24 protein-coding genes and 1 pseudogene are annotated in these 24,272 nt (G+C 39.0%); 6 read left to right on the top strand and 19 right to left on the bottom strand.

Going from position 1 to position 24,272, the window contains the following annotated elements; translation table 11 throughout:
• Positions 1-353 precede the first annotated feature (353 nt).
• From HMPREF2984_RS02085 to HMPREF2984_RS02055, 7 genes are all read right to left on the bottom strand, one after another.
• Complete coding sequence (locus HMPREF2984_RS02085) at positions 354-2,252, bottom strand: ABC-F family ATP-binding cassette domain-containing protein (RefSeq protein ID WP_070670234.1); 1,899 nt, start codon at positions 2,250-2,252, stop codon at positions 354-356.
• 74 nt (positions 2,253-2,326) lie between these two features.
• Positions 2,327-2,689 carry a hypothetical protein gene (locus tag HMPREF2984_RS02080; RefSeq protein ID WP_070670230.1) on the bottom strand — a complete coding sequence of 121 codons (363 nt, stop codon included), beginning with the start codon at positions 2,687-2,689 and terminating at the stop codon, positions 2,327-2,329.
• Between the two features lies 1 nt (position 2,690).
• The gene (locus HMPREF2984_RS02075) at positions 2,691-3,395 is read right to left on the bottom strand and encodes a matrixin family metalloprotease (RefSeq protein ID WP_070670227.1); all 705 of its coding nucleotides are present in this window, start codon (positions 3,393-3,395) and stop codon (positions 2,691-2,693) included.
• Positions 3,396-3,539: 144 nt separating this feature from the next.
• A complete protein-coding gene (locus HMPREF2984_RS02070; protein ID WP_049534203.1) occupies positions 3,540-4,331 on the bottom strand; it encodes an alpha/beta hydrolase in 792 nt (263 codons plus the stop codon).
• Between the two features lie 97 nt (positions 4,332-4,428).
• Complete coding sequence (locus HMPREF2984_RS02065; protein ID WP_049534200.1) at positions 4,429-6,090, bottom strand: ribonuclease J; 1,662 nt, start codon at positions 6,088-6,090, stop codon at positions 4,429-4,431.
• A 696-nt stretch (positions 6,091-6,786) separates the two neighbouring features.
• The gene (locus tag HMPREF2984_RS02060; protein WP_049534198.1) at positions 6,787-8,073 is read right to left on the bottom strand and encodes a peptidase U32 family protein; all 1,287 of its coding nucleotides are present in this window, start codon (positions 8,071-8,073) and stop codon (positions 6,787-6,789) included.
• Positions 8,074-8,203: 130 nt separating this feature from the next.
• Complete coding sequence (locus HMPREF2984_RS02055; protein WP_049534195.1) at positions 8,204-9,133, bottom strand: peptidase U32 family protein; 930 nt, start codon at positions 9,131-9,133, stop codon at positions 8,204-8,206.
• A 138-nt stretch (positions 9,134-9,271) separates the two neighbouring features.
• Between HMPREF2984_RS02055 and HMPREF2984_RS02050 the strand changes: the two genes are divergently transcribed.
• The gene (locus HMPREF2984_RS02050) at positions 9,272-9,565 is read left to right on the top strand and encodes a DUF3270 domain-containing protein (RefSeq protein ID WP_049534191.1); all 294 of its coding nucleotides are present in this window, start codon (positions 9,272-9,274) and stop codon (positions 9,563-9,565) included.
• A 96-nt stretch (positions 9,566-9,661) separates the two neighbouring features.
• Here HMPREF2984_RS02050 and HMPREF2984_RS02045 read toward each other — a convergent pair whose 3' ends face one another.
• From HMPREF2984_RS02045 to HMPREF2984_RS01990, 12 genes and pseudogenes are all read right to left on the bottom strand, one after another.
• Entirely contained in the window at positions 9,662-10,129 is a 468-nt protein-coding gene (locus tag HMPREF2984_RS02045) for a YtxH domain-containing protein (protein WP_003040175.1), read from the bottom strand.
• 15 nt (positions 10,130-10,144) lie between these two features.
• Positions 10,145-10,529, bottom strand: a pseudogene (locus HMPREF2984_RS02040) (DUF948 domain-containing protein).
• Positions 10,530-10,547: 18 nt separating this feature from the next.
• Positions 10,548-11,321, bottom strand: coding sequence for a prolipoprotein diacylglyceryl transferase (lgt, locus tag HMPREF2984_RS02035; protein WP_059220616.1), 774 nt, complete (start codon positions 11,319-11,321; stop codon positions 10,548-10,550).
• On the bottom strand, positions 11,314-12,246 hold the full coding sequence (gene hprK, locus HMPREF2984_RS02030) for an HPr(Ser) kinase/phosphatase (RefSeq protein ID WP_049534181.1): 933 nt from the start codon (positions 12,244-12,246) through the stop codon (positions 11,314-11,316). The genes lgt and hprK overlap by 8 nt, the downstream gene beginning before the upstream one ends.
• Positions 12,247-12,352: 106 nt before the next feature.
• Positions 12,353-12,874, bottom strand: a complete 522-nt coding sequence (locus HMPREF2984_RS02025) for an NUDIX hydrolase (RefSeq protein ID WP_059220615.1) — start codon at positions 12,872-12,874, stop codon at positions 12,353-12,355.
• A 49-nt stretch (positions 12,875-12,923) separates the two neighbouring features.
• Positions 12,924-13,196 carry a PspC domain-containing protein gene (locus HMPREF2984_RS02020; RefSeq protein ID WP_049534177.1) on the bottom strand — a complete coding sequence of 91 codons (273 nt, stop codon included), beginning with the start codon at positions 13,194-13,196 and terminating at the stop codon, positions 12,924-12,926.
• Between the two features lie 104 nt (positions 13,197-13,300).
• On the bottom strand, positions 13,301-13,750 hold the full coding sequence (locus tag HMPREF2984_RS02015; protein WP_059220613.1) for a SprT family protein: 450 nt from the start codon (positions 13,748-13,750) through the stop codon (positions 13,301-13,303).
• Positions 13,737-15,866 (bottom strand): Tex family protein, encoded by a 2,130-nt coding sequence (locus HMPREF2984_RS02010; protein WP_070670224.1) that lies wholly within the window; start codon positions 15,864-15,866, stop codon positions 13,737-13,739. The genes HMPREF2984_RS02015 and HMPREF2984_RS02010 overlap by 14 nt, the downstream gene beginning before the upstream one ends.
• A 199-nt stretch (positions 15,867-16,065) precedes the next feature.
• Positions 16,066-16,971: a type II restriction endonuclease gene (locus HMPREF2984_RS02005; RefSeq protein WP_070670221.1), complete on the bottom strand. Its 906-nt coding sequence runs from the start codon at positions 16,969-16,971 to the stop codon at positions 16,066-16,068.
• Complete coding sequence (locus HMPREF2984_RS02000; protein ID WP_049534167.1) at positions 16,961-17,572, bottom strand: hypothetical protein; 612 nt, start codon at positions 17,570-17,572, stop codon at positions 16,961-16,963. The genes HMPREF2984_RS02005 and HMPREF2984_RS02000 overlap by 11 nt, the downstream gene beginning before the upstream one ends.
• On the bottom strand, positions 17,572-18,366 hold the full coding sequence (locus HMPREF2984_RS01995; protein ID WP_049534165.1) for a DNA-methyltransferase: 795 nt from the start codon (positions 18,364-18,366) through the stop codon (positions 17,572-17,574). The genes HMPREF2984_RS02000 and HMPREF2984_RS01995 overlap by 1 nt, the downstream gene beginning before the upstream one ends.
• The gene (locus HMPREF2984_RS01990; protein ID WP_049534163.1) at positions 18,359-19,219 is read right to left on the bottom strand and encodes a DNA adenine methylase; all 861 of its coding nucleotides are present in this window, start codon (positions 19,217-19,219) and stop codon (positions 18,359-18,361) included. The genes HMPREF2984_RS01995 and HMPREF2984_RS01990 overlap by 8 nt, the downstream gene beginning before the upstream one ends.
• 142 nt (positions 19,220-19,361) lie before the next feature.
• Between HMPREF2984_RS01990 and HMPREF2984_RS09570 the strand changes: the two genes are divergently transcribed.
• From HMPREF2984_RS09570 to zwf, 5 genes are all read left to right on the top strand, one after another.
• Positions 19,362-19,502 carry an SPJ_0845 family protein gene (locus HMPREF2984_RS09570; RefSeq protein WP_003040097.1) on the top strand — a complete coding sequence of 47 codons (141 nt, stop codon included), beginning with the start codon at positions 19,362-19,364 and terminating at the stop codon, positions 19,500-19,502.
• Positions 19,499-20,404, top strand: a complete 906-nt coding sequence (locus HMPREF2984_RS01985; protein WP_049534160.1) for a permease — start codon at positions 19,499-19,501, stop codon at positions 20,402-20,404. Before HMPREF2984_RS09570 ends, HMPREF2984_RS01985 begins: the two co-directional genes overlap by 4 nt.
• A complete protein-coding gene (locus HMPREF2984_RS01980) occupies positions 20,401-21,216 on the top strand; it encodes a TIGR03943 family putative permease subunit (RefSeq protein ID WP_049534158.1) in 816 nt (271 codons plus the stop codon). The genes HMPREF2984_RS01985 and HMPREF2984_RS01980 overlap by 4 nt, the downstream gene beginning before the upstream one ends.
• Before the next feature lie 114 nt (positions 21,217-21,330).
• Positions 21,331-22,695: an MFS transporter gene (locus tag HMPREF2984_RS01975; protein ID WP_049534156.1), complete on the top strand. Its 1,365-nt coding sequence runs from the start codon at positions 21,331-21,333 to the stop codon at positions 22,693-22,695.
• Positions 22,696-22,742: 47 nt separating this feature from the next.
• A complete protein-coding gene (zwf, locus tag HMPREF2984_RS01970; protein WP_059220604.1) occupies positions 22,743-24,230 on the top strand; it encodes a glucose-6-phosphate dehydrogenase in 1,488 nt (495 codons plus the stop codon).
• The last annotated feature ends 42 nt before the right edge of the window (positions 24,231-24,272 follow it).

The raw sequence follows: 24,272 nt of genomic DNA, 5'->3' as shown, positions 1-24,272 counted from the left end.
AAGATATTCTTAAAAAGTTCGGATTTTACTTTCGGACACGTTTTTTTTTGTCAAAATTCTCTTGTCCGCAAATCGGACGACATTATTTTTTCAAAAAAGCTTTGTCCGAAACAAGAATGTTCAGAATTTGCTCCAAAAATCTCTTTCCGAAAACTGGACAAAGCAATCTCTCCCCTAAAACTTCTCGTCCGAATGTGGAAAATGGCAAATTACTTAAAAGTTACCCCGTCCTTCATGAAGGACGAGGTTTTTTGCTCAAAAAACTCTCATTCCCGTTTGAAACGTTCGGGATTTACTCTCAGAGATAAATTTCTCCGCCTCAAACAAACTTTCTTGACTTAAAAATAGCTCGCTCACACCTGTTCTGCCACTTCTTCCCACTCTGTCATGGCTGCTTCCTGTCGTTCAGTCAGCTGGTCTAGCTTCTGCTGAAGCTCCATGAGCTCGATCGCATCATTGGTCTCCTGCATAGCTGTAGTCAACTCGGTCGTTTGCGTCTCAAGTTCTTCGATTTCAGCTTCTAGCTGCTCCAAACGGCGAGCTAATTTTCGAGCTTCTTTCTGAGTTTCTTTCTGGAGTTGGTAGTTGGTGACTGGCTGAGGTTGAGTGGGCTCTGATGCAGTAGCTTTCTCCTCTCTCAAAGCTTCCAGCTCTGCTTTTTTCTCCAGATAATAGTCATAATCGCCCAGATAAAGAGTGGAGCCAGTATCAGAAAGCTCGATAATCTGCGTGGCAACTCGGTTGATAAAGTAGCGGTCATGACTGACAAAGAGCAGAGTGCCGTCAAAGTCAATCAAGGCATTCTCCAACACCTCTTTACTATCAATATCTAGGTGGTTGGTTGGCTCATCCAGCACCAGAAAATTCTTGTTTTCCATAGACAGCTTAGCCAGTAAAAGCCGTGCTCGTTCCCCACCTGACAGCATGCTGACAGACTTTTTGACATCATCGCCTGAAAAGAGAAAGGCACCCAGACGATTGCGAATTTCCACTTCTGGCGTTAGTTTAAAATCATTCCAAAGCTCGTCTAAGACTGAATTGCTCGGTGTCAATCGGCTTTGAGTCTGGTCATAGTAGCCCAGCTCCACATTTGCCCCCAGATGCTCCTGACCACGGATAAAAGGAATTTGTCCCACAATGGACTTGATAAGAGTTGTTTTGCCAATACCATTTGGTCCAACAATAGCTACTGCGTTAAATTTGCGAATATCCAGATTGATAGGCTCGGATAACACTTGGTTATCATAACCGATAGCCGCGTCTTCTACAGTCAGAACGACATTTCCAGAAGGCTTAGCCGAGCGAAAAGTCATATTAGCAGAACGACTGCCTCTGTCCGGCTTGTCCAGACGCTCCATTTTTTCCAGCTGTTTGCGTCTGGATTGAGCGCGTTTGGTTGTAGAAGCCCGAACCAGATTGCGATTGACAAAATCCTCCAAAGCAGCAATTTCTTTCTGCTGCTTTTCATAATTCTTAGCCTCTGTCAAGAGCTTCTGCTCCTTTTGCTGAACAAAACTAGAGTAATTTCCCACATAGAGGTCCAACGAATGCTGGGTCAAGTCCAGTGTCACAGTGGCTACTTTATCAAGAAAATAACGGTCGTGACTGACGATGATGAGAGCTCCGCTATAGTTGCTCAAGTAGTTTTCCAGCCAAGCAATCGTCTCTATATCCAAGTGGTTGGTAGGCTCATCCAGTACCAATAAATCTGGCTTTTCCAGTAGCATTTTTGCTAGAGCCAATCGAGTATTCTGCCCGCCCGAAAGCTCTTCTATTTTCATCTGCCACATGGACTCATCAAACTTGAAACCATTGAGAATCGCACGAATATCTGCCTCATAGGTAAAGCCGCCTGCCTGACGGAAATCCTCTGACAAGCGGTCATAGTCTGTCATCAGTTTTTCCAGATCCGTCCCAGTCAAATCCCCCATAGACAGCTCCATCTGTCGCAATCGTTGCTCCTGCTGACGTAAATCATCAAAGACATGCAGCATTTCATCGTAAATGGTATTGACAGACTCAAAGCGACTGTCCTGCGCCAAATAAGACAGGGACATGTCCCGCTTTTTATTGACTTCCCCAGTGCTTGGAGCTTCCTCACCAACTAAAATCTTCAAAAGAGTGGACTTACCAGCTCCATTTTTCCCTACTAAGGCAATTCTATCTCGTTCATCCACTTGCAGGTTGATATTATCAAAAAGAACCTCCCCTGCAAAAGAGCGTTCAATCTTATTTGCTTGTAAAATAATCATAAACCTATTATAGCAGATTCCTATCTCAACTGCTATCTTAGAAAACAAAAATACGGTTCATTTCGACCGCATTTTCATTTAAAGCTACTTAAAATTTCTTGATTTTGCATCACAAGGTAAACACCTAATAGAATAATCAAAGCAAAAAGCCCTAATTTGATGATTCCTTTTACAAAACGAATGACCCCAAAAATTATCATCGAACCAATCAACCACATCACAACTGAATGATTGAAAAATCCTTGAATAGCTTGACTATTTTGACCAAAGAAATTCTGCATGGCAGGAACATGTTCCTGCCATGCAGCTGTCACACCGATACGATCGGCAATATCAGAACCACTTGGCCATAGCCAGGCAAAAATGCTGGAATTAAAGACAAACAAGAAAACTTGCTCTGGGAAACGTCTAATGATTTTAAAGATACTTCTTATCATGCTATGCTTGATACAACTCCTTTACTGCTTGAACATCTACTGCTTGAATCTCGTAAAACGAGCCAGAAGATTGCATGACAGATTTTTCTTCATTATGTTCTAATCCAATCGCATGTCCCAATTCATGTTCTGCTGTGTTTACGATTCGTTCATAAGAGTAGCCGTATTGACTATTCAATAGATAATAACGATTTAGCCGAACCGTTACATTTGTGAAGCGTTTCGTCAATAAATTAGTTTGTGATTCTGCCTCACCTGCCGCACTCACCGTACCATCATTCATCTCTGTCGCCACAATATTGGCTTGACTTTTATCATTTACAATCTGAAAAGTGAAAGCACCTGTTTGATTCCAAGTACGAATGGCTTCCTGATAAGCTGAGCGAAATGTCTCATCTTGTGTATCTATATAAACCGTAGCGCTTGCTGTGTCCCATCGGACACCAGACGCTTGATGAACATGATTGTCCGATAGCTGTTTGGTCAGGTCTTTCACATTTTGCCCGACGCCTAGCTGACTATCCTGTCCACTTACATATCGATAAATTTGACTGACATCTTGCTGAAGTGTTGTCGAAAAACTGCTTTTAGAAGGACTCATGATATACAAGATTCCGACTAAAAAGAGTGCTGTTAATGCAAGACTATAAACTAAACGCCATATCAAGCGCAACAGCGCTGAAAATATTCGAAATATAAACCTCATACTTCCCTCCTAATCTCAAATGTAAAGAGTAAGTATAATGAGATTCGCTTAAAAATTTCTTAACATAGAGAACTGTAAAAGAAAGAATAAAATATTGACAAAAAAATGTAAATTGCTGTCAAAAAAGTCATCTCTCAAGCAACTTTAGGATAAGCGCTCCTCCACTTCAAAATCAATCGGCAACCATTTCAGAAATTCTTCTAGTTGATTTTCCCAATAATACCACTCATGCTTTCCCGGATTATGATGATAGGTGATATCTAAGCCACATTCGCGCAATTGTTTAACAGCTACTTCATTTGCTTGATAAAGAAAATCCTGCTCCCCACACCAAGCGTAAAATTTAGTCTTTTTATCTGACTTCTTTGCCATTGTCGTCAAAAAATGCTGCTTGACATCAGCTGCTTTCAAATCACCAAACACACCTTGCCAATAGTTGAGCGTCCCACCTGGAAGTTCTTCTATGTCCACATCATCTAGACCGAGCCCAATAGCGCCTGAAAATGACCCTGCATAAGAGAATCGATCTGTCGTCAAGGCTATTTTATAAGCCCCATAACCTCCCATTGACAGACCTGCAATAAATGTTTTCTCCCGTTTCCGACTCATATTGGGAAAGAAACGCTGCATAACCTCAGGCAATTCTTTTGCTATGGCATCATAATAATTCAACCCATAAGCAGTATTAGTGTACCAAGCAAGATCTGTTGACGGCATAATGACAATTAAATTTGTATGGCGCAGTAAACGCTCAATATTCGTCCGTTTTCGCCACGAATTTTCATTGCCTCCCATGCCGTGCAAAAGGTAAAGAACGGGAATATCCATATCTGCTATCTGACTGGGGGCTACTGCATCCGCATCAGGATAGATGACATTGACACGACGCTCCATTTCTAGTACTGCTGAATGATATTCTATTTCAAAAAATGCCATTTTTTCTCCTTTTAATATAAATGTAAGAAAGGGGTTGGAACAAACGTCCTGACCCCACGATTTTTGTAACTATATAAAATGTGCTAATTTAACCTACTTAACGCACTTCCATTACAACAGGTAAAATTGCCGGACGACGTTTGGTTTGCTCAAAGAGATATTTCGCAAGATTGTCACGCACCGAGCCTTTCAACTCACTCCAGTCAAAATTATCTTTTGCAAGGTAATCTTCAACTGTTTTATTGATTAAGTCAGCACTCTCACGCAAAATATCACGGCTTTTCTTGACATAAACAAATCCACGTGTATGAACCTTGGCTTTGGAAATAATCTTCTTGTCACGACGGTTTACTGTAATGGCTACGATAAAGATACCGTCTTCAGACAGAACTTTGCGGTCACGAAGAACGATAATTCCGACATCACCAATCGCATTTCCGTCAATCATAACATCACCAGAAGATACCGCACCAGCAGGTACAAAATCACCCTTTTCATATTCCATAATGCTACCACGCTTTGGAATAAAAATGTTCTCTGGCAACATACCAATTGCCATGGCAGCTTTAGCATGTGCTGCCAATTCACGATATTCTCCTTGAATTGGGAACAAGAATTTTGGCTGCAAGAGGTTTAACATCAATTGCAAATCGCGCTCATTTCCATGTCCAGACACTCGCAAATCTTGCGTAATTAGTTTGACAACACCACCTGCTTGGTAGATCATGTTTTCTACACGTGCCACCAAGGCTTCTTTTGCGATAGACGGTGTTGTAACAATATAAATCAAATCACCTTCTTTGATTTCTACATAACGGTGACGACCAATAGACATCTTGCGCAAGCCATTGATTGGCTCACCCATACGCCCAGTTTCCAAAATAATCAACTCATGATCTTCAAACTTGGACATTTCTTTTGGTTTGATTAGCAAACGTTCGTCCACAAGTGATAATTTCTTCAAGCGAATAGCTGTACGAACGATATTTTCAATGTCAAATCCAGTCAACACAACACGACGCCCTGTCCTAGCAGCAGCTTCAAAGACTTGTTGAATCCGAGAAAGATTGCTTGCAACCGCCGCAACAATCACGCGTCCTTCCCAGTCTCCAATTGTATCGCTAATTTCCTTTGCAACTTCGCTCTCACTTGCCACTTGAATCGTACTATCCGCATTTGAAGAATCACTAAGAAGAGCTAGAACCCCTTCACGACCAATTTCCGCCAAGCGAGCAAAATCTGTTGCGTAAGACTGACTAGCCGTTTGGTCAAACTTGAAATCACCTGTGTAAACAATATTCCCTTCAGACGTTTTCAAAACAATCCCTAAACTCTCTGGAATAGAGTGCGTTGTTTTAAAGAAAGATACAACTGTACCTCCAAAATCAATCTCTGTGTCTTCATCAATCACATGAAAATCATTGAACTTTTTGACCGTATCATTTCCTTTGACAAATAACTTAGCCAACTCAATCGTCAATTCTGAGCCAAATACAGGGACTTTCGTTTCAGCCAATAAATAAGGCAAGGCACCAATTGCATCCGCATGACCGTGTGTCAAAAAGACCCCTGCAATACGGTCCTTATTTTCAAACAAATAGTCCATATTTGGAATAACAAAATCCACACCAAGCTGTTCATTTTCTGGATATTTTAATCCGACATCCAGGACAAAAATATATTCATCCACTTCAGCGATGTAAAGATTTTTTCCATTTTCACGTACACCGCCCAAAGCAATCAATTTAATATTGCTCATTGATTCTCCTTTTCAATTTTTTTTACTAACGGTCCTTGGAATCCCAAGTCGAATTACAGTTTTGCAAATCTTTTGCATATCTAATTTATTATACTACTTTTCATGATTTTTTTCAAAGAACAGAGCATACAAAAACTCCTAGTTACTGTATACCTACAGAAAGCTAGGAGCCGTCTCTATTTGCTAATAAGTGATAGATAGACTTTCAGAAAGTAATTATCTGAAAAGAGATTCTTATGATGATTCCATCGTTATCTTATTAAAGAATGATTTTCTTGTCCACAATATATCAAAAACAAGTTTTTTCATCTAAAACAATAGCGGTTTTTTTACTAAGCATGAAAATCATTAAAAAGCTTCTACCAACTGCATCAAATAACATTCTTATTTATTCTTACTTTGCGTTCTTCATACGCGATGCAATTCTACAAACCACTACATGACATCTTCAGAAATATTTATCAAATACCTCCAATTAAGAAAAACAATTAGCAAATAGAAACTAATACATCATAAACGATTTAAAATATGAATGTTCCGATACCCATTGGAATCAGCCCTTTCTTATCTTTCTTTAATTATATTGTACACCTTCTTTTTTAAAAAAGCAAGCGTTTACATTCATTTTTTTTAAATATTTTTTACAAATGAAAAGAGGCAGAATTAACCATTCAAACCTCTTCTCAATGTGGATTTTTATGCCCGTACTGTGACACTTGTGCCGTCTTCTTTATAAAGATTTATCAAACCTTCTTTACGACTGCGTACCATATCACCTGGATAAACCGGATGTGGCAAGGAAATCGTCAACAGTTCCATCGGATTTGGAGCCCGATCAATTTTATTTCCATCTGAATCATGTAAATCTGTAATGACTGCGTTAAAATGACGGAAACCAGGACCATAAAACTCAACTGGGTCGCCCTCATTGATGACATTTCGTTGCCGAATAGTCGCTGTTTGCGTATCAGGGTCATAAGCCACCACTTCTGCCACAAATTTATATTGCGGAATTTTGCGGCGTGCTCCAAAAAGCTGCTCATTTTCAGTTGGTGTATGATAGTAAAATCCCGTTGCCAACTCACGTTGCGCAACTTTCCACATTTCATCTACTAAATCTTGCTTGATTGCTTCAAACTTTTCAGGACTTTCAAGATAAGCATCTACTGCCGCCTTGTAACAATTTGAAACAGTAGATACATAGTGAATAGACTTCATGCGCCCTTCAATTTTCAAGCTGTCCACCCCATTTTCAATCATATCTGGAATATGATCAATCATGGACATATCAACAGCCGACATAGAAAATTCTTCTGGAATTTCTCCTTTTAAGCTCTTGCGCTCTTGTCCAAAGGGCATATCGTAGAGGTCATATTTCCAGCGGCAAGACTGAGAGCACCCCCCACGATTGGCATCCCGCATACTCATGTGATTAGATAAAGTACAGCGCCCTGAGTAAGAAATGCACATAGCCCCATGAACAAAAGCTTCAATCTCCACATCAGTATGTTTGCGGATTTCTGCCAATTCTTCCATGGAAACCTCACGTGCCAAAACGACACGTGTCAACCCCAAATCCTTCCAAAATTCTAAGGTTTCATAGTTTGTTGCGCTAGCTTGTGTTGACAAGTGTACTTCCAAACCTGGCGCTTCTGTACAAGCAATGGCAATCAATGCTGGGTCAGATACGATAACGGCAGAAATGCCAATATCTCGCAAAGTGCGGAACCATTCCCCAGCTCCTTCTTCATTTCCTTCGTGGGTTACCATGTTCGCAGCCACATAGACTTTTGCGCCATGTTCACGAGCAAATTGAACGCCCTCTTCCATTTCTTCAAACGTAAAATTTCCAGCACGACTGCGCAAACCATAGGCTTGTCCGCCAATGTAGACAGCATCCGCTCCATAGCGAATGGCGACTTTTAATTTTTCCAACGTTCCAGCAGGCGCCAGAACTTCTGGTCTTTTCAAAGTTTTTGTCATATTCTCGCTCTTTTCTAAATTCTAATACTTAGCCTTTTTATTTTATAGCAAAAAAGGTTTGAAAGCAAGCTAAAGGAAACAGATTGTGAAAGTTAAACAAGCAGTTGCAACTCGCAACTACCTGCGTCCCTTATTTCACCTGGTCTGGATCATATTCATAAAATCCAGTATCCAAGAAACGATTCTTTGGATGCAATTGATGAACCTGCTCATCCAAAAGGAAAGCCTGATCATGTGTAAATTGATTGGTCTCAATCAGCTCACGCGCTTGCACAAAGAGTTTGACAATTTCAACAAAATTGTGTCCTGGCGTGTAAATACCTTCTAATTTCCAATGTGTAAAGCCATGTTCTACCAACTCTCCAAGTTTCGTCATCATATCCAAATCATTATTTGCAAAAATATGCGTCCCATGATTGTCCTCAAAAATAGAATAATGGCTATCTGGGTCACTCGGCTCTGCAAGGAATAAATCACGCTCACGACTCTTTTCGTCATCAATATGAGTGAAATTGTAATAATTCTGCAAAAGCGGTCGCTTAGAATGATGAATGACGCTAGCACCATAGACTAGTATCTCAACAGGAATTTCTAACACTTCCTGCATTTTAAACAATTCTGCCGATGGGATTTCACGCGCTAGAACTGCCTCAGAAGCGCCAGCTTTTTGCCCCCAGAAGTTCACTTGACGACTGCTAGCAACCATAGTCGAAGCATCATAAATCGTCTTAAACGGATAACCGTCGCGTTTTAACACATAAAAAACACCGGCATCTCCTACAGTAATATAATCCGCCTGAATATCCACTAAAAAATCAAGAAATGGCTTGATTTTATTCATCATTTCCTGATGCATCAAAGCATTGACAGCAATTGTCAACTTTTTGCCTACCTCATGTACAAGGGCTGCAATCTGTCGCAATTCGTCATAAGAAAAAGTACGGGGTAATCGAAGACCATACTCTTTTTCGCCTACATAAATGCGATCCACACCTGCTTCTAAAAGCTCTTTTACTTGTTCAACGCTCTCAGCTGTCGCTGTAATGATAATCTTTTTCATAGCAAAATTATAACATATTTTTGATTTCTCTTCTATTTTTTAATTTGAAAAGCATTTTTAGCCTTTTTGTAACTGTTATGTAATATTTATCTAATTAAAATCATGATAAAATAAGAGAGTACTGTAAGGAGAGAGAACATGACCGCAAGAAAATATCAGTCCTATCAAGAGGACTACACCTATCCAGAATTAGAACAAGAACAATATCCCCTTTATCAAGATTACATTCCTGAAGCAAAAACGAATCCAAACCTGAAAGAATTACTATTTTTCGTGAATATTGCTACATTTTGTATCTTGACAGCTTTGTTTAGCTTTTTATTCCTGTCTATTAAAATAAACACTTTCTTAGCTTTTGCTTTAGCAATTGGTGTTAGTTTAGTTTGCATTAAAATGCAGCAAGCATTTATTCGTCAGAAAAGAAATAAATAGTTTTGAAATTAAAGCGCCTATTTGCAAGGCACTATTTTTGTCGTGAATTGTTGTGATTCGTTGTGATGTAAAATCGATGTTAAAAAAATTGAGGTGCTAGTCCTCAATTTTTTTGTCTTCATTTTCCGATTCTTGGTTTTCTGTCAAATCAATGACAATATCCTCCGATGTGGTTTCTTTATCAACTGGTTCTTGCTCAGTTTTTTTGAAATCTTCTGGAGAGATACCTTCTGGTGTCATTTTTTCTTTCCATTCTTGTATTTTCTCTTGTGAAAAGTCAACTACTTGTTTCGTTGCTTCTTTCACAGAGTCAAGAACAGTTTCGCCTGTAATTTCTCCGCTTTCAACCTTTTCTTTGGCTTGGTTGACTGCTTCTACAGCTTGGTTAGAGAATTGATTGGCTTTTTGTACTACTTGATCTTTAAAATCATCTGGATTTTCTTTGACGTCATTCATAAAATCAGAAACCTTAGCAGTCACTTCTTTTCCTTTTTTGCTAGTAAGAAATACAGCTACAGCCGCTCCAGAGATTGTTCCTAAAAGGATTGATGAAAATTTACCCATAATAAGCCTTCTTTCTTATTTTTTAAATAGTTTTGTAATCATGCGCAAAGCTGATAAAGCTGCACCAGCTTTGACACTATTTTTTCCTGCTGCAGCGGCTTTTTTACTCAAATGACGAGCAGAATCATTCAAATCCGAAACGGACTCAGATAAATCTGCAACTGCAGTGAAAAGCGGTTCAATGGTTGTCATTTTTCCGTTAATATCATCTGCTAAAACATTCACTTTCGTTAACAATTCATTGGTTTGATAGAGTGTCACATTGACATCTGTCGTCAACACCTGAATTGTTTTTTCTGTTTCGTCAACGACATTTGAGATTTTCCTAACCAAAAAAATTCGTATAAACAATCAAGGCAACCAAAGCGAGGGCAACTAAACTATAAGCAATCTCAAGCATTTTTCTTCTCCTAACTTTTTAATAATAAGGGGTATCTTTTTTTCTGCGTTGGTAAATGACGAGAATGATTCCGGCAACCACTAGAACAGCAGACAACCATTGTGACACACGCAAGCCAGCAAACATGAGACTGTCTGTCCGCATCCCTTCAATGACCATGCGCCCCATTCCGTACCAAATCAGATAAAACCCTGTAATTTCACCACGTTTGAGGAAGTTTTCCTTTCTTCGTACAATCATCACCAGAGCAAATCCAAGCAAATTCCAAACCGACTCATAAAGGAAAGTTGGTTGTCGATAATGACCATCAATGTACATTTGATTGCGAATAAAACTTGGTAAGTAATTTAAACTTTTAACGACCGCTCCGTAAGCCTCTTGGTTGAAGAAATTTCCCCAGCGTCCAAGACTTTGGGCAATCATTACACTCGGAACCGCAATATCTAAAAAGTCTAGCGTATTGATAAGCTTTCTCTGTGAGAAAAAATACAAGACAATCGCTCCGGTGATTAAACCGCCATAGATAGCAATTCCTCCGTGCCAAATGGCAAAAATCTCACTAGGATTTTTAGCATAATAGCCCCAATCAAAAATAACATAATAAATGCGAGCTCCAACGATTGCCAAAGGAAACGCAATGAGGATAAAATCAAGAATATCATCTGGAATGATTTTCTTCCGCGGCGCTTCACGCATAGCCAGATAAACAGCTAAAACTAAACCTGTTACAATACAAATCGCATACCAGCGAATACTAAGAGGCCCTATCTTAAATGCAATTGGATCAATCATGAGACACCTCATTTTCACTAATGAGATTGGTCAAGCGTTCCTCAAAAGTCTTCGTGGCATCAAAGCCCATTTCTTTTGCACGGTAATTCATTGCTGCTGCTTCAATCACTACCGAAATATTGCGGCCCGTTTTCACAGGAATACGGATTCTTGGAATGGAAACACCTGATACTTCAAACTCTTCACCATTATTTCCTAAACGGTCAAATGTTTTATTGACATCATAATTTTCCAAATAAACGGCAATCTGCACTTGTGATGAATCTTTGACAGCACTAGCTCCATAAAGACTCATGACATCGATAATTCCGACACCGCGAATCTCAAGCAAATGGCGCAAAATTTCAGCTGGCTCGCCCCAAAGAGTCATTTCATCTTTTGCATAGATATCCACGCGGTCATCTGCAACCAAACGATGTCCTCTCTTCACCAGCTCCAATCCAGTCTCGCTTTTTCCGATTCCACTATCTCCTTGAATCAAGACACCCATCCCGTAAATGTCCATTAAAACCCCATGAATACTGGTTCGCTCAGCCAAACGCGAATCCAAATAACTTGAAATCTCACCGGATAAACGACTAGTTGGTGTGTGACTGCTGAGAACAACAATTTCATTTTCCTTTGCAGCCTTTAACATCTCATCGGGAATTTTCAAATCACGCGCCACAATCATAACAGTGTCTCGTTCAAACATTTTCCGTAAAACCTGATAGCGATTATGGGACGTCATCTTCATCAAGTAAGACCATTCTTTCATGCCCATTAGCTGGATACGCTCTGGGGTGTAATAGTCAAAATAACCTGTCATTTCAAGTCCTGGGCGGGAAATATCAGAGGTCGTAATTTCTCTTTCCAACATTTTCTCGTCGCCATAAACCACATTTAACCTGACTTTTTTTAATAGATCTTTGATCTTTACAGTCATATTCTTCCCCTTTGATAGTTTCTTTTTCTATTATAGCAAATTTTCAGATTAAAGGAGAGTTTCATCCTTGTTTTTAAAGAAAATGGATAAACATACATAGCATTTACTACTTCTCTGACTGGAGCATTCTTTCTACAATTTGTTTTTGATCTTGAAATAAAGGATAACGGTTCACAAAATATCGTAATTCACTAGGTTTCAGCCAGATGTGACTATCCGTTTCACCCTCTTGATATTTCACGTCTTTCTCTGTGACAATTGCCTCATAAAAATCAAAATGACAGTGTTCTTTAGGTGAAGTCGTCTGCTCAATTAGTTGTATTTCTCTAGGAATCAGCCCAGTTTCTTCCTGCAATTCACGATAAGCTGCGGTCATGCTATCTTCACCAGCCAACACACTTCCTCCTGCACCAAACTCATAATAATTAGGATGAATTTCTTTTTTTGGACTGCGGTGCATCAGGAGAAATTCCCCATCTATATGACGAACAAAGACATTGACACAAAGGTGATACTGACCTTCCGCAATTGGTTCTCCTCTCTTTAGAAACTTTCCTTGTCGCTCTCTTTGCTCATTATAAGCATCCCAATATTCCATCTCTTCTCCTTCAAAAATAAGAGAGTCCATTTCCTGAACCCCTTTTTACATATATAAACAAAGTCTCGTTCTATTATAGTCACCAAAACCAGCCGTCTTCTTCTTTGATTGCTTCTGCTTCTTTACGCTTACGAGGTCCTGTCCCATACATTTCTTCTTCTACATCTTCCTTGTAAGGCATCACAGATGATAAGATGATGTAGATGATAATCCCTAAACCCAAATTAGAAATGGTAAATAAAACGAATAAAAAGCGAACAAGCCCTACATCTAGACCAAATTTATCAGATAAACCTGCTAACACTCCCGATACAGCTCTATTTCGACGTAATTTATAAAATGTTGTTTTCATAATCAGTAAGCCTCTTTCATTGATACTGAATCTAGTGTAGCACATTTCATTCATCATGCCATCCGTCCTTAGGCGGATTTCTGATTGTTTCTCCAAAATAGTCATTAAGACTGCAACTGTCTGACAAAAATGAGTTTCCCTTGGCAGCGTCCGCAGCAATACCGCTCAGTATTGATTCGTCTTTTTCTATGATATTGTGCACGACAATGCAGGCATTGATAAACAAGCGTTTTTGAAGTTGATTGGCTTGATAAAGTAGGGGCATAGCGCAAACCATCCACGGCTTTCAATAATTGCTTGAAATCTCGATCCTTATGTCGATAGCCCTTCTTTTCAAAGTAAAGATGATAGTGACACAACTCGTGCCGCACAATTTTTCGGAAGGTTTCTAAACCAAACTGTTCATAGATTCTAGGATTAAAATCAAGATGCCCATCCTTTGGAAAAAAGCGTCCACCTGTTGAGCGAAGGCGCTTATTCCAAGAAGCCGTATGTCGAAATTCTTTGTCAAAATCTTCCAAAGAGACTTGTCTGACATAGTTAGTTAGATTCACGCGGTGCCACCAAGGAAAGATTGACCTTTTCTCTTTCTATATCCAATTTGTCTACCCACACGGTTACCAAGTCACCGACAGAAACTACTTGACTCGGATGTTTGACATAGCTGTTACTGAGCTTAGAAATATGAATCAAGCCGTCCTCATGAATGCCAATATCCACAAAAGCACCAAAATCAACGACATTGCGAACAACGCCTTCTAACTTTTGCCCAATTTGTAAGTCCTTTATATCAAGGACATCTTGACGCAGAACCGGTGCATCAAATGAATCACGCATATCACGACCTGGCTTGAGCAAGTCTGCAATGATATCCTTAAGAGTAGCTTCTCCCAAGTCCAAATCTGCAGCAACTTTTTTGACATCTAAAGACTGCAATTTTTCCTGAGCGGCTTGATCCAAGTCCGCAATTGCAAGCATTTGGAACAATTTCTCAACAGCTGGATAACTCTCTGGGTGAACACCTGTATTATCCAAAACATTATCACTTTCGGGAATCCGTAGGAACCCTGCCGCCTGTTCAAATGCTTTAGCACCCAGACGAGGAACTTTTTTAATGGCATCGCGCGAGCGAATCATGCCTTCTTCTTCACGATATTTGACAATATTTTCAGAAATAGTTTTGTTTAACCCTGCCACATGCGATAGAAGAGATGGACTTGCGGTATTGATATTAACGCCGACTTGGTTAACAACGGTATCTACGACAAAATCCAAGCTTTCAGATAATTTCTTCTGGCTAACATCATGCTGGTATTGACCGACACCGATTGATTTTGGGTCAATTTTGACTAGCTCTGCAAGGGGGTCTTGCAGTCGACGTGCGATAGAGATAGCCGAACGTTTTTCGACCGTCAAGTCTGGAAATTCGTGTCGCGCCAACTCGCTAGCAGAATAAACAGATGCGCCACTTTCATTGACAATAACATAGCTGACGTTTGGATGAGTTTTCAATACTTCAGCAACAAATGCTTCACTTTCACGACTAGCTGTTCCATTCCCAATAGCAATGATTTCAACACCAAATTGGTCAATCAAGTCTGACAAATCTTGCTTAGAAGCTTCAATTTGCGCTGCTTTTGCCGGTGGAACAGGATAGATAACCTGAGTTGTCAGCATTTTTCCAGTTGCATCTACGACTGCTAATTTTGCTCCTGTCCGGAAAGCTGGGTCAAATCCTAGTACCACGCGTCCTTTGAGTGGTGCAATCAAGAGCAGATTTCGCAGATTATCTGAAAAGAGCTGAATGGCTCCGTCTTCTGCAGTCTCGGTCAATTCTGCCCTAATCCGACGTTCCATAGCTGGAATGATTTTCTTTTTCACAGCTTGCTGGATTGCTTCATGAATGTAGTCATTCTTGAGCTTAAAGCGCACTTCAAAAAATCGGATAATTTTATCTACATTGTGCTCAAAGCCAACTTTGAGAATGCCTAACTTTTCACCACGATTCAGCGCTAAGGTGCGATACCCCTGCATATCCGCGATTTTTTCGGAAAAGTCATAATAGATTTGGAATACTTGCTTTTCGTCCAAATCGGCGTCTTTCAAAGTTGAAATAATGCTTGAATTTGTCAGCATTTCATGATAGGTCCAAGCACGCAGCTGCACATCTTCTGAAATGGCTTCCACTAAAATATCTACAGCTCCAGCTAGAGCTGCTTCTGCCGTCGGAAATGTTTCGTTAGTTAAGGCAGTTGCTTCCTCTTGAAGAGTGGCAGCATTTTGTAATATGAGTCGTGCCAAAGGAAAAAGTCCTGCTTCACGTGCAATCGTGGCTTTTGTCCGACGCTTTTCTTTATAAGGAAGATAGAGTTCCTCCACATCAGCTAATTTTTCAGCTGCTTCAATAGCTGCACGTAGTTTTTCCGTCAGTTTTCCTTGCTCTTCAATCTTCGCGAGCACCGTTGCCTTGCGCTCTCTGAGGTTCGTCAGACTTTTATCCAAATCAAGAATAGCCTTAATCTCTACCTCATCCAAATTCCCTGTCATTTCTTTCCGATAACGAGCGATAAATGGGATTGTGTTGCCTTCTGCTATCAGTTCCAATACTTTTTCAATTTGCTTCTGACTAATCTTTAAACTTTGCGATAGTTCGATAATATTTGTTTCCATAAAGAATATTATACCATACCTTATCCAGCAGTCCAAATACAATTGTCTCTCTGGCTACTTTCTTCTTTCGCCATTATTTTATTCATTTGATGAATTGCAAGAATAAGTGCAATTTATCATTCTAAATAGTAAAAGAGTCCTCAAGCAGGACTCTAAAAACACTGATAAAGATGAATTATTCCTCAGATTATGTACTCAATCATTGTAACAACTCAGTTAAATACCCTCGCTTCATCATCTCTAGATTAAATACATTTGGAATATGAGCAAAAGCTTCCGCAAGAGGTAAGTGTGCCGTTTTCCAGCCCTGTCCATCTGTTACCCAGACAAAGTTCACATCATCTGTTGAACTTTCAACAAACTGGCTTAGTTCTGTGAATTCTCCTGCAACAGCTTTCAACTTACTACCACCTCCACCATAATAGTTCGTTTCTATTAACCACAACTTTCTATTTTGGGGAGAAAAAACGGCTACATCAAAACGTCTCTCGGATTTATCAACTGGAACAGTAATTCCCCAATTTTCCCTAATATAAGCCGCTGTCGCCTGAGCTTTAAACTCCAAACCATATTTTAAACAGACTTTCTCTACACTACGCTCCAAAATGCCTTCCATAGTTGTTCCGCTCCGATTTTTTCGAGCGTTACTGTCTAAACCAGCTTCAACACCATATACATAATCCACCAGTGAGCGATTAGCTTCATATTGTAGAAAATCAAGCAGGCCAGACTGATCAACAAACTCCACATAATCTTCTATTTTCTCTGTTTCAATTTTTTTAAAATTAAGCTGATGGAAGGACATATTGTCTTCTTCATCCAGACTCAAAACATCTAAAATTTTGTCTCTACTAGCAATCAGACTAGGAATTGCCCTCAACAAATCAGGTTGTTTTCTGAACAAATCAAGAGCTGTTTGGTAGATATCATCTTTTCCAATCAGATAATTAAGTGTATGCAGTTCCAACTCAAATTTCTTCGTCTCTCTTTCTACTTTCTCCCAGTTAACATAGTATTTTGGTGTACGGTTGGTGACAGAGAGGGTGGAGAGAAAATGGCCCAATCTTTCGTCAGAGTTCAATTGTAAATAAGATTCAAGATTCATTTTTTTCCTCCTCAGGAATTGGTAACCCTAGTGCATCTAACGGAATATAATTAAAGTAATAACCGCAGCCAACATCAATAATATAATTTAGTGTATCTTGATAGCTAGGCTTATCAAACCATTTTTTATCTAGCAAATAGTAATACTTGACTTCTTTATTAAGTGGGGCAAATAATTTTCTATACTGCTTTAACTTAAAATCACAAGTTTGTAATTTTTCATCTACACTACCTGTAGTACTTTGAGTTTTTTTCTCAATAATAAAAACAGTATTATTGTTAATTACAAATATTGAATCATCTGGTAAAAGTTTTTTTGAAATAACTTTATTATAATCAAACTCTAGCTCATCAAAATATCGATACAAGCCATATTTCTGAAATATCTCACCAACTTCTTCTGAGTTGAAAAAAACTTTCCATCTAGCCTGCTTTTGTCGAAGTTTATTCCTAATTACACCATTTTTTAGGTATCTAATATCGTAGTCATTGGGTTCAACAATATATCCTTGTTGTTTAGCAATAAAAGTAGGTAAATCCGTTTTTAGCTCAAAAGCAAGACCCGTCCTTGTATTTGCTCCACCGACACCATCTTTCTTCATCACTCGGCCTCCAATCTTCTTTTTGCTATTTCTAAATAATCTTGTTCTGCATCAATACCAATGAACCGTCTGCCTAGTCTTTTAGCCACAACCCCTGTAGTCCCGCTTCCAACAAAAGGATCCAAAATGTAATCACCTTCTCTTGTACTAGCTAAAATGATTCGCTCCAATAAATACTCCGGTTTTTGAGTCGGATGTTTACCAGCCCATTTTTCAGCTTTTTTTGTCAATGAGCCTGTCCAAACATCTTTCATTTGTTTTCCACTGTTGATTTCCTTCATCAAATCATAATTGTAATAATGTTTGACTTTTTTATCATCTTTCCTAGCCCAAAGAATGGTTTCAGTAGAATGTGTGAAATAACGACAAGATAAATTAGGAGCGGGATTGGTTTTCTGCCAAGTGATATTATTTAGAATCTTGAACCCCTCTTGCTCCAAAGCCATTCCGACCGAATAGATATTATGAAAACTACCCGAAATCCAAATAGTTCCATTAGGTTTAAGTACTTGTTTAGCTAACCTTATCCATCTGCGGTTAAAATCGTGTTTTTCTTCTAAACCTGATACCTTATCCCACTCCCCCTTATTTACAGAAACAACATTTCCACCTGAATTGGAAAAACCACCATTGCTTAAGAAGTAAGGTGGATCCGCAAAAATCATATCCATGCTTTCTGGCTTCATTTTTGATAAAAAGTCAAAGGTATTTGCATGAACCAGAATAGCCCTATCCTTATTATAGTATGGTTTTGTCATTAAAACACCTCCATACTTATATTCGTAATTATTCATAATTTGTTACTATTATTTCTGAAATTTTTCCTCGGCTTGATTTTTTAGCACCATTCGTTCGTTGGGCTTCGACAAAGTAGATATTAAAATCCTTGTATAATTCCTCAGCTAAGGGACTAGAAGAGTTTGAGAGCATGGCATAGACCCCTCTATCAGTTAATTCCTTAAAGGTATCCCTCAAGCGAACTTGTTCTTTATAAGAAAAACCTTCATGAGTATAAGAAGTAAATGAACTCGTTTCATTTAAAGGAATGTAAGGCGGATCAAAATAGACAAAATCTTCTGCTTGGGCTCCTGCAACTGCATCAGCAAAGTCTGTTTGTAGAATTTCCACATCGTTTTCATTCAAATAACCACTAATCTGATGAATTAAATCTACATCTACTATTTTAGGATTTTTGTAACGACCATAAGGAACGTTAAATTGATTTTTAGAATTAACTCGATAAAGACCATTAAAGTCAACTCGAAGCATGTAGAGAACCCGAGCTGCACGCTCAACATCGGTCATCTCATCAATACGACCATCCCGATCAACAGAACGAAGTTCTAAATAGTATTCTTTGCTATTATTTGTTTTGTGTTCCAGAAGCAAATCAATCAAGTCAGCTGGCTTCTCCTTTATTTGTCGATAAACATTCATCAACTCCTCGTTAAAATCATTGATAACAGCTCGTTCAGGAGCTAAGTCAAAAAATAAAGCACCTCCGCCTACAAAAGGCTCAAAATAACACTTATACTTTTCAGGCATATAGCTTCTCAATTCACTCAAAAGTTGCCGCTTTCCGCCCGTCCATTTGGTAAATGGTTGAAGATTATAGTATTTTAATTTTATATTATTATCTGGAGACATGATCCTTCCTTTGCACATATAGTCTATTTATTATACCACATTCATCTCCTTCTTTCACAAGCTAATTGCTATTCTGCTGACTTTATTTCACCATAATTTTCAAAATGATAGTATAATAGTTAAAAAGGAAAAGGAGGCTGTTATGGCTATTAAATTTACGCGTTCAGATGATTTGGACAAAATGTTTGAAGAATTTGCAACGTTACCTAAAATCGAAAAAGTAGAATTTCCTGATGAAAAAGAAAAAAAGATTAAAAAAGTGGAGAAGGCTAAAAAGTCATGAGCTTTTTTAATCAACTGCCACCTAGTGTGCTACAAGCTGGTGCGATTTTCCTCTCCATTATTATCGAAGCACTACCTTTTGTGCTAATCGGGAGCATTATTTCAGGTTTTATAGAGGTTTATATCACACCAGACAAAGTTTATCGCTATCTGCCTAAAAATAAATGGGGTAGGATTTTCTTTGGTACTTTTATTGGCTTTATTTTCCCTTCTTGCGAATGTGGAATTGTGCCTATTATCAATCGTTTTTTGGAAAAGAAAGTACCAAGTTACACAGCTGTTCCTTTTATGGTGACAGCACCTGTTATCAATCCTATTGTTCTTTTTGCGACCTATTCTGCCTTTGGGAATTCCTTTAAAATGGCTTTGCTCAGAGCCCTTGGCTCTATTGTTGTGGCAATCATCTTAGGAATTTTCTTTGGCTTTCTCAATACTGCAACTATTCAAAAAGAAAATCGAGTTATTCGGCATGAGCATGACTTTTCTCATTTGAATCAAGCGCAGAAAGTATTTCAAGTGTTTGTGCAATCTATTGACGAATTTTTTGATACAGGTCGTTACTTAGTCTTTGGTTGTCTCTTTGCCAGTCTAGTGCAAGTCTACGTACCTACACGCATTCTGACTTCCATTAGTGCAACGCCACTTATGGCTATTTTGCTATTGATGCTACTTGCATTTCTTCTCTCACTTTGCAGTGAAGCAGACGCCTTTATCGGCAGTTCGCTCATTTCTAGTTTTGGCTTAGCGCCAGTTCTCGCTTTCCTCGTCATTGGACCAATGCTAGATGTGAAAAATATTCTCATGATGAAAAATTACCTCAAAGGACGATTCATCTGGCAATTCATTGGAATTGTTAGTTTAGTTGTTGTCATTTACTCTTGGCTTGTGGGGGTGGTGCTATGATTCGTTTTCTAATTTTAGCTGGTTACTTTGAAATCACCATGTATTTGCAACTTTCCGGCAAGCTCAATCAATACATCAATATGCATTTTTCTTATTTGGCATATATTTCAATGATTCTTTCTTTCGTGCTAGCCATTGTCCAGCTCATTGTCTGGATGAAAAAAATGAAAGTGCACAGCCATTTGACGAGTCGTTCTGCAAAATTTGCTAGTATTGCTTTTCTTGTTGTACCACTTGTCGTTGCTCTCTTCTTTCCAACGGTCAATTTGGACTCTACAACCGTTTCTGCTAAGGGCTACCATTTCCCGCTGGCTGACGGTAGTTCTAAGAACATTCAGGCTGATGAGGGCACTACCAATCAGTACCTAAAACCTGATACCAGTACCTATTTTACTAAAAGTGCTTACGAGAAAGAAATGCGGGCAGCTGCAAAAAAATATCTGAAAAAAGACGTCATTTCCGTTACGACTGAAAATTATATGGAAATCATGGAAGTCCTCTATGATTATCCAGATGAATTTGCGGGAAAACGGCTAGAATTTACTGGCTTTGTCTACAACGACCCAAGCGATAAAAACAGCCAGTTTCTTTTCCGCTTTGGTATTATTCATTGTATTGCCGATTCGGGAGTTTATGGACTTCTGACAACTGGTAATACGGAGCATTTTGAAAATAATACCTGGATAAGAGCAAGCGGAAAAATTACGATTCGCTATCATAAGCAACTAGGACAAAGCTTGCCAACGCTTGAAGTGGATAGTTTCAAGAAAGTTGAAAAACCTAGCAATCCTTATGTCTATCGTGTCTTTTAAACTACATTAAATAACCCAAAGAAGACCTGAGAACTATTTCTCTAGGTCTCCTATTATGCTCTTTTGTGAGCAATTATGATAAAATAAGAGAAATTTGTATTTTTAGGAGGTACTATGTCACATCAAAATCAACCCGTTTCAAGGAAAACCTTGCTATCTATTTTCGCCACTGCTCTAATTACTTTTGCTGGAATTCTGTCTGAAACCAGTATGAATGTCACTTTTCCGCATCTTATGAAAGTTTTTCATACAGACCTTGGCACATTGCAATGGATTACGACAGGTTATCTGCTGGCTGTCGCCATCACAATTACACTCGGAGCTACGCTAGCACACAACTGGTCTGAACGGAGAATTCTCTTCACCAGCCTAGCTATTTTTACGTTAGGAAATGGTGTTGCAATGCTTGCGCCTAATTTTGCCTTACTCATGTTAGGACGCATTTTGCAAGGTTCAGCAACTGGAATTGCTACCCCCCTTATGTTTAATCTTATCGTAGAACGCATTCCGCGTAGCCAAATTGGTTTTTACATGGGATTGTCTGGACTTGTTATAAGCCTAGCTCCTGCGATTGGTCCCACCTATGGCGGCTTGATGATTGGTTCATTCGATTGGCACATGATTTACACATTCATCATGCCGGTTCCGATTATCTCCTTCATTTTAGGATTTTTCTTTTTAGAAAATACCCCCAATAGAAAGGAACGTCCCTTTGAATGGGTTTCTTTCTTGCTCCTTGCACTCGCACTTACTTTTTCTATTATGGCGATTTCTAGTTTAGAAGCAGGCAGCTTTAATTGGAGCTTTGTCATCATCTTTTTATTATCACTTATCCTTTTCATTTGGAGAAGTCTAACCGTTGAACATCCTTTTTTAGATATTCGTATTTTGAAAAATCCAGTTATTTTACTAGGGATTATTCCTTTCTTTCTCTACCAATTTTCAAATTTATCAGCCAATTTTCTGATTCCTAATTTCTTGGTTTTAGTGAAACACGAGGCTACTTCTGCTGCTGGCTTTGCACTGCTACCTGGAACAATGTTAGGAGCTTTTTCGGCACCTTTCTTGGGAAAATTATATGACACCAAGGGACCCAAATTTTCTCTATATGGTGGGAATCTCCTCTTTTTCTTAGCCGTTTCCGTTTTTGCATTCTTTACAAAAGCCTTAACATTACCGCTCATCATCCTTTTTTATATTTTCTTTACGATTGGGCGCAATCTGGCTTTCAACAACACGATGGCCTTATCTGTTTCACAAATTAGTCGGGAAAAGTCACCAGACGCCACTGCTCTCTTTCAAATGGCTCAAACATTTGCTGGAGCTTTAGGAACGGCGATTGCTGCTATCATGGTCAATCAAGCTCCTGATACTACAACAGGTGTACATCTTGTCTTTCTACTTTTATTCTTCCTTGTTATCCTTATTTTTTATCTCTTTTACTCTTTATTTCGAGTTATCAAAAATCAGAAATTTTAATCAATTTATGGTAAAATAAATAAAATATTAGAAAATGGGTGTTCAAAATGTCTTCAAAAGTGATTATTACAATTTTTGGTGCCAGTGGAGATTTGGCAAAAAGAAAACTCTATCCCTCTCTTTTTAGATTGTATAAATCTGGCAATCTGTCTAAGCATTTTGCCGTTATCGGCACAGCTCGCAGACCTTGGAGCAAGGAATATTTTGAATCTGTCGTGGTCGAGTCTATCACAGACCTCGCAGATAGCCCTGAGCAAGCGCAAGAATTTGCTAGCCATTTCTATTATCAAAGTCACGACGTCCAAGATACTGAGCATTATATTGAATTAAGGAAACTACAAAACAGCCTTGACGAGCAATATCAAGCAGAACATAACAAACTTTTCTTCCTGTCCATGGCTCCTCAGTTTTTCGGAACCATTGCTAAACACCTCAAATCCGAGCAAATTGTAGACGGGAAAGGATTTGAACGCTTAATTGTAGAAAAACCGTTTGGCACAGACCTTGCCTCTGCTAGCAAACTGAACGACGATTTGTTGGCAACATTTGACGAAGAGCAGATTTTCCGGATTGACCATTATCTCGGCAAAGAAATGATTCAAAGTATTTTTGCCATTCGCTTTGCCAATCTTCTTTTTGAAAATGTCTGGAATCGTGATTATATTGACAATGTACAGATCACTTTTGCTGAAAAGTTAGGTGTGGAGGAACGTGGTGGTTATTACGACCATTCAGGTGCACTGCGCGATATGGTGCAAAATCACACACTTCAACTCCTGTCTTTGCTTGCTATGGATAAACCCAAAACTTTCACCAAAGATGATATTCGGGCTGAAAAAATTAAGGTTTTTAAGCACTTGCATAAACCTACTGATAATGATCTGAAAAAACTCTTCATTCGTGGTCAATATACTTCTGGTAAAGTAGACGGGAAAAAGTATATTTCCTATCGCAGCGAACCAAATGTTGACCCAGAATCTACTACAGAAACTTTTGCTTCTGGTGCATTTTTTGTAGATAGTGAGCGTTTCCGTGGTGTTCCATTTTTCTTTCGTACTGGAAAGCGTCTTACTGCTAAAGGAACTCATGTCAACATTGTTTTTAAGCAAGTGGAATCCATTTTTGGCTCCTCGCTCCAACCAAATGTGTTGACCATCTACATTCAGCCAACTGAAGGTTTTTCTCTTAGCATGAACGGCAAAGAAGTGGGCGAGCAATTTAACTTAGCTCCATTGACACTTGATTATCGTACAGATGCAACAGCTTCTGGTGCGTCACCAGAGCCCTATGAAAAGCTCATCTACGATGTGCTAAACAATGACTCAACCAATTTTAGCCACTGGGACGAAGTTCGCTCTAGTTGGGAATTGATTGACCGTATTGAAACCTTGTGGGCAAATAACGAAGTTCCCCTTCATCATTACAAATCAGGTACTATGGGACCCGAAGCCAGCTTTGAGCTCCTTAACCAATTTGAAGCTGATTGGAATTGGCGTCCAGACGAAGCCTATCGCAAAGAAGGACGATTGGGGTAAAGTAAATATATGATAAATTGCAAGAATAAGTGCAACATTTAT

The organism is Streptococcus sp. HMSC066E07 (assembly GCF_001814695.1).
Classification (GTDB): Bacteria; Bacillota; Bacilli; order Lactobacillales; family Streptococcaceae; genus Streptococcus; species Streptococcus hominis.
This window is presented reverse-complemented; position numbering and strand designations above follow the sequence as displayed.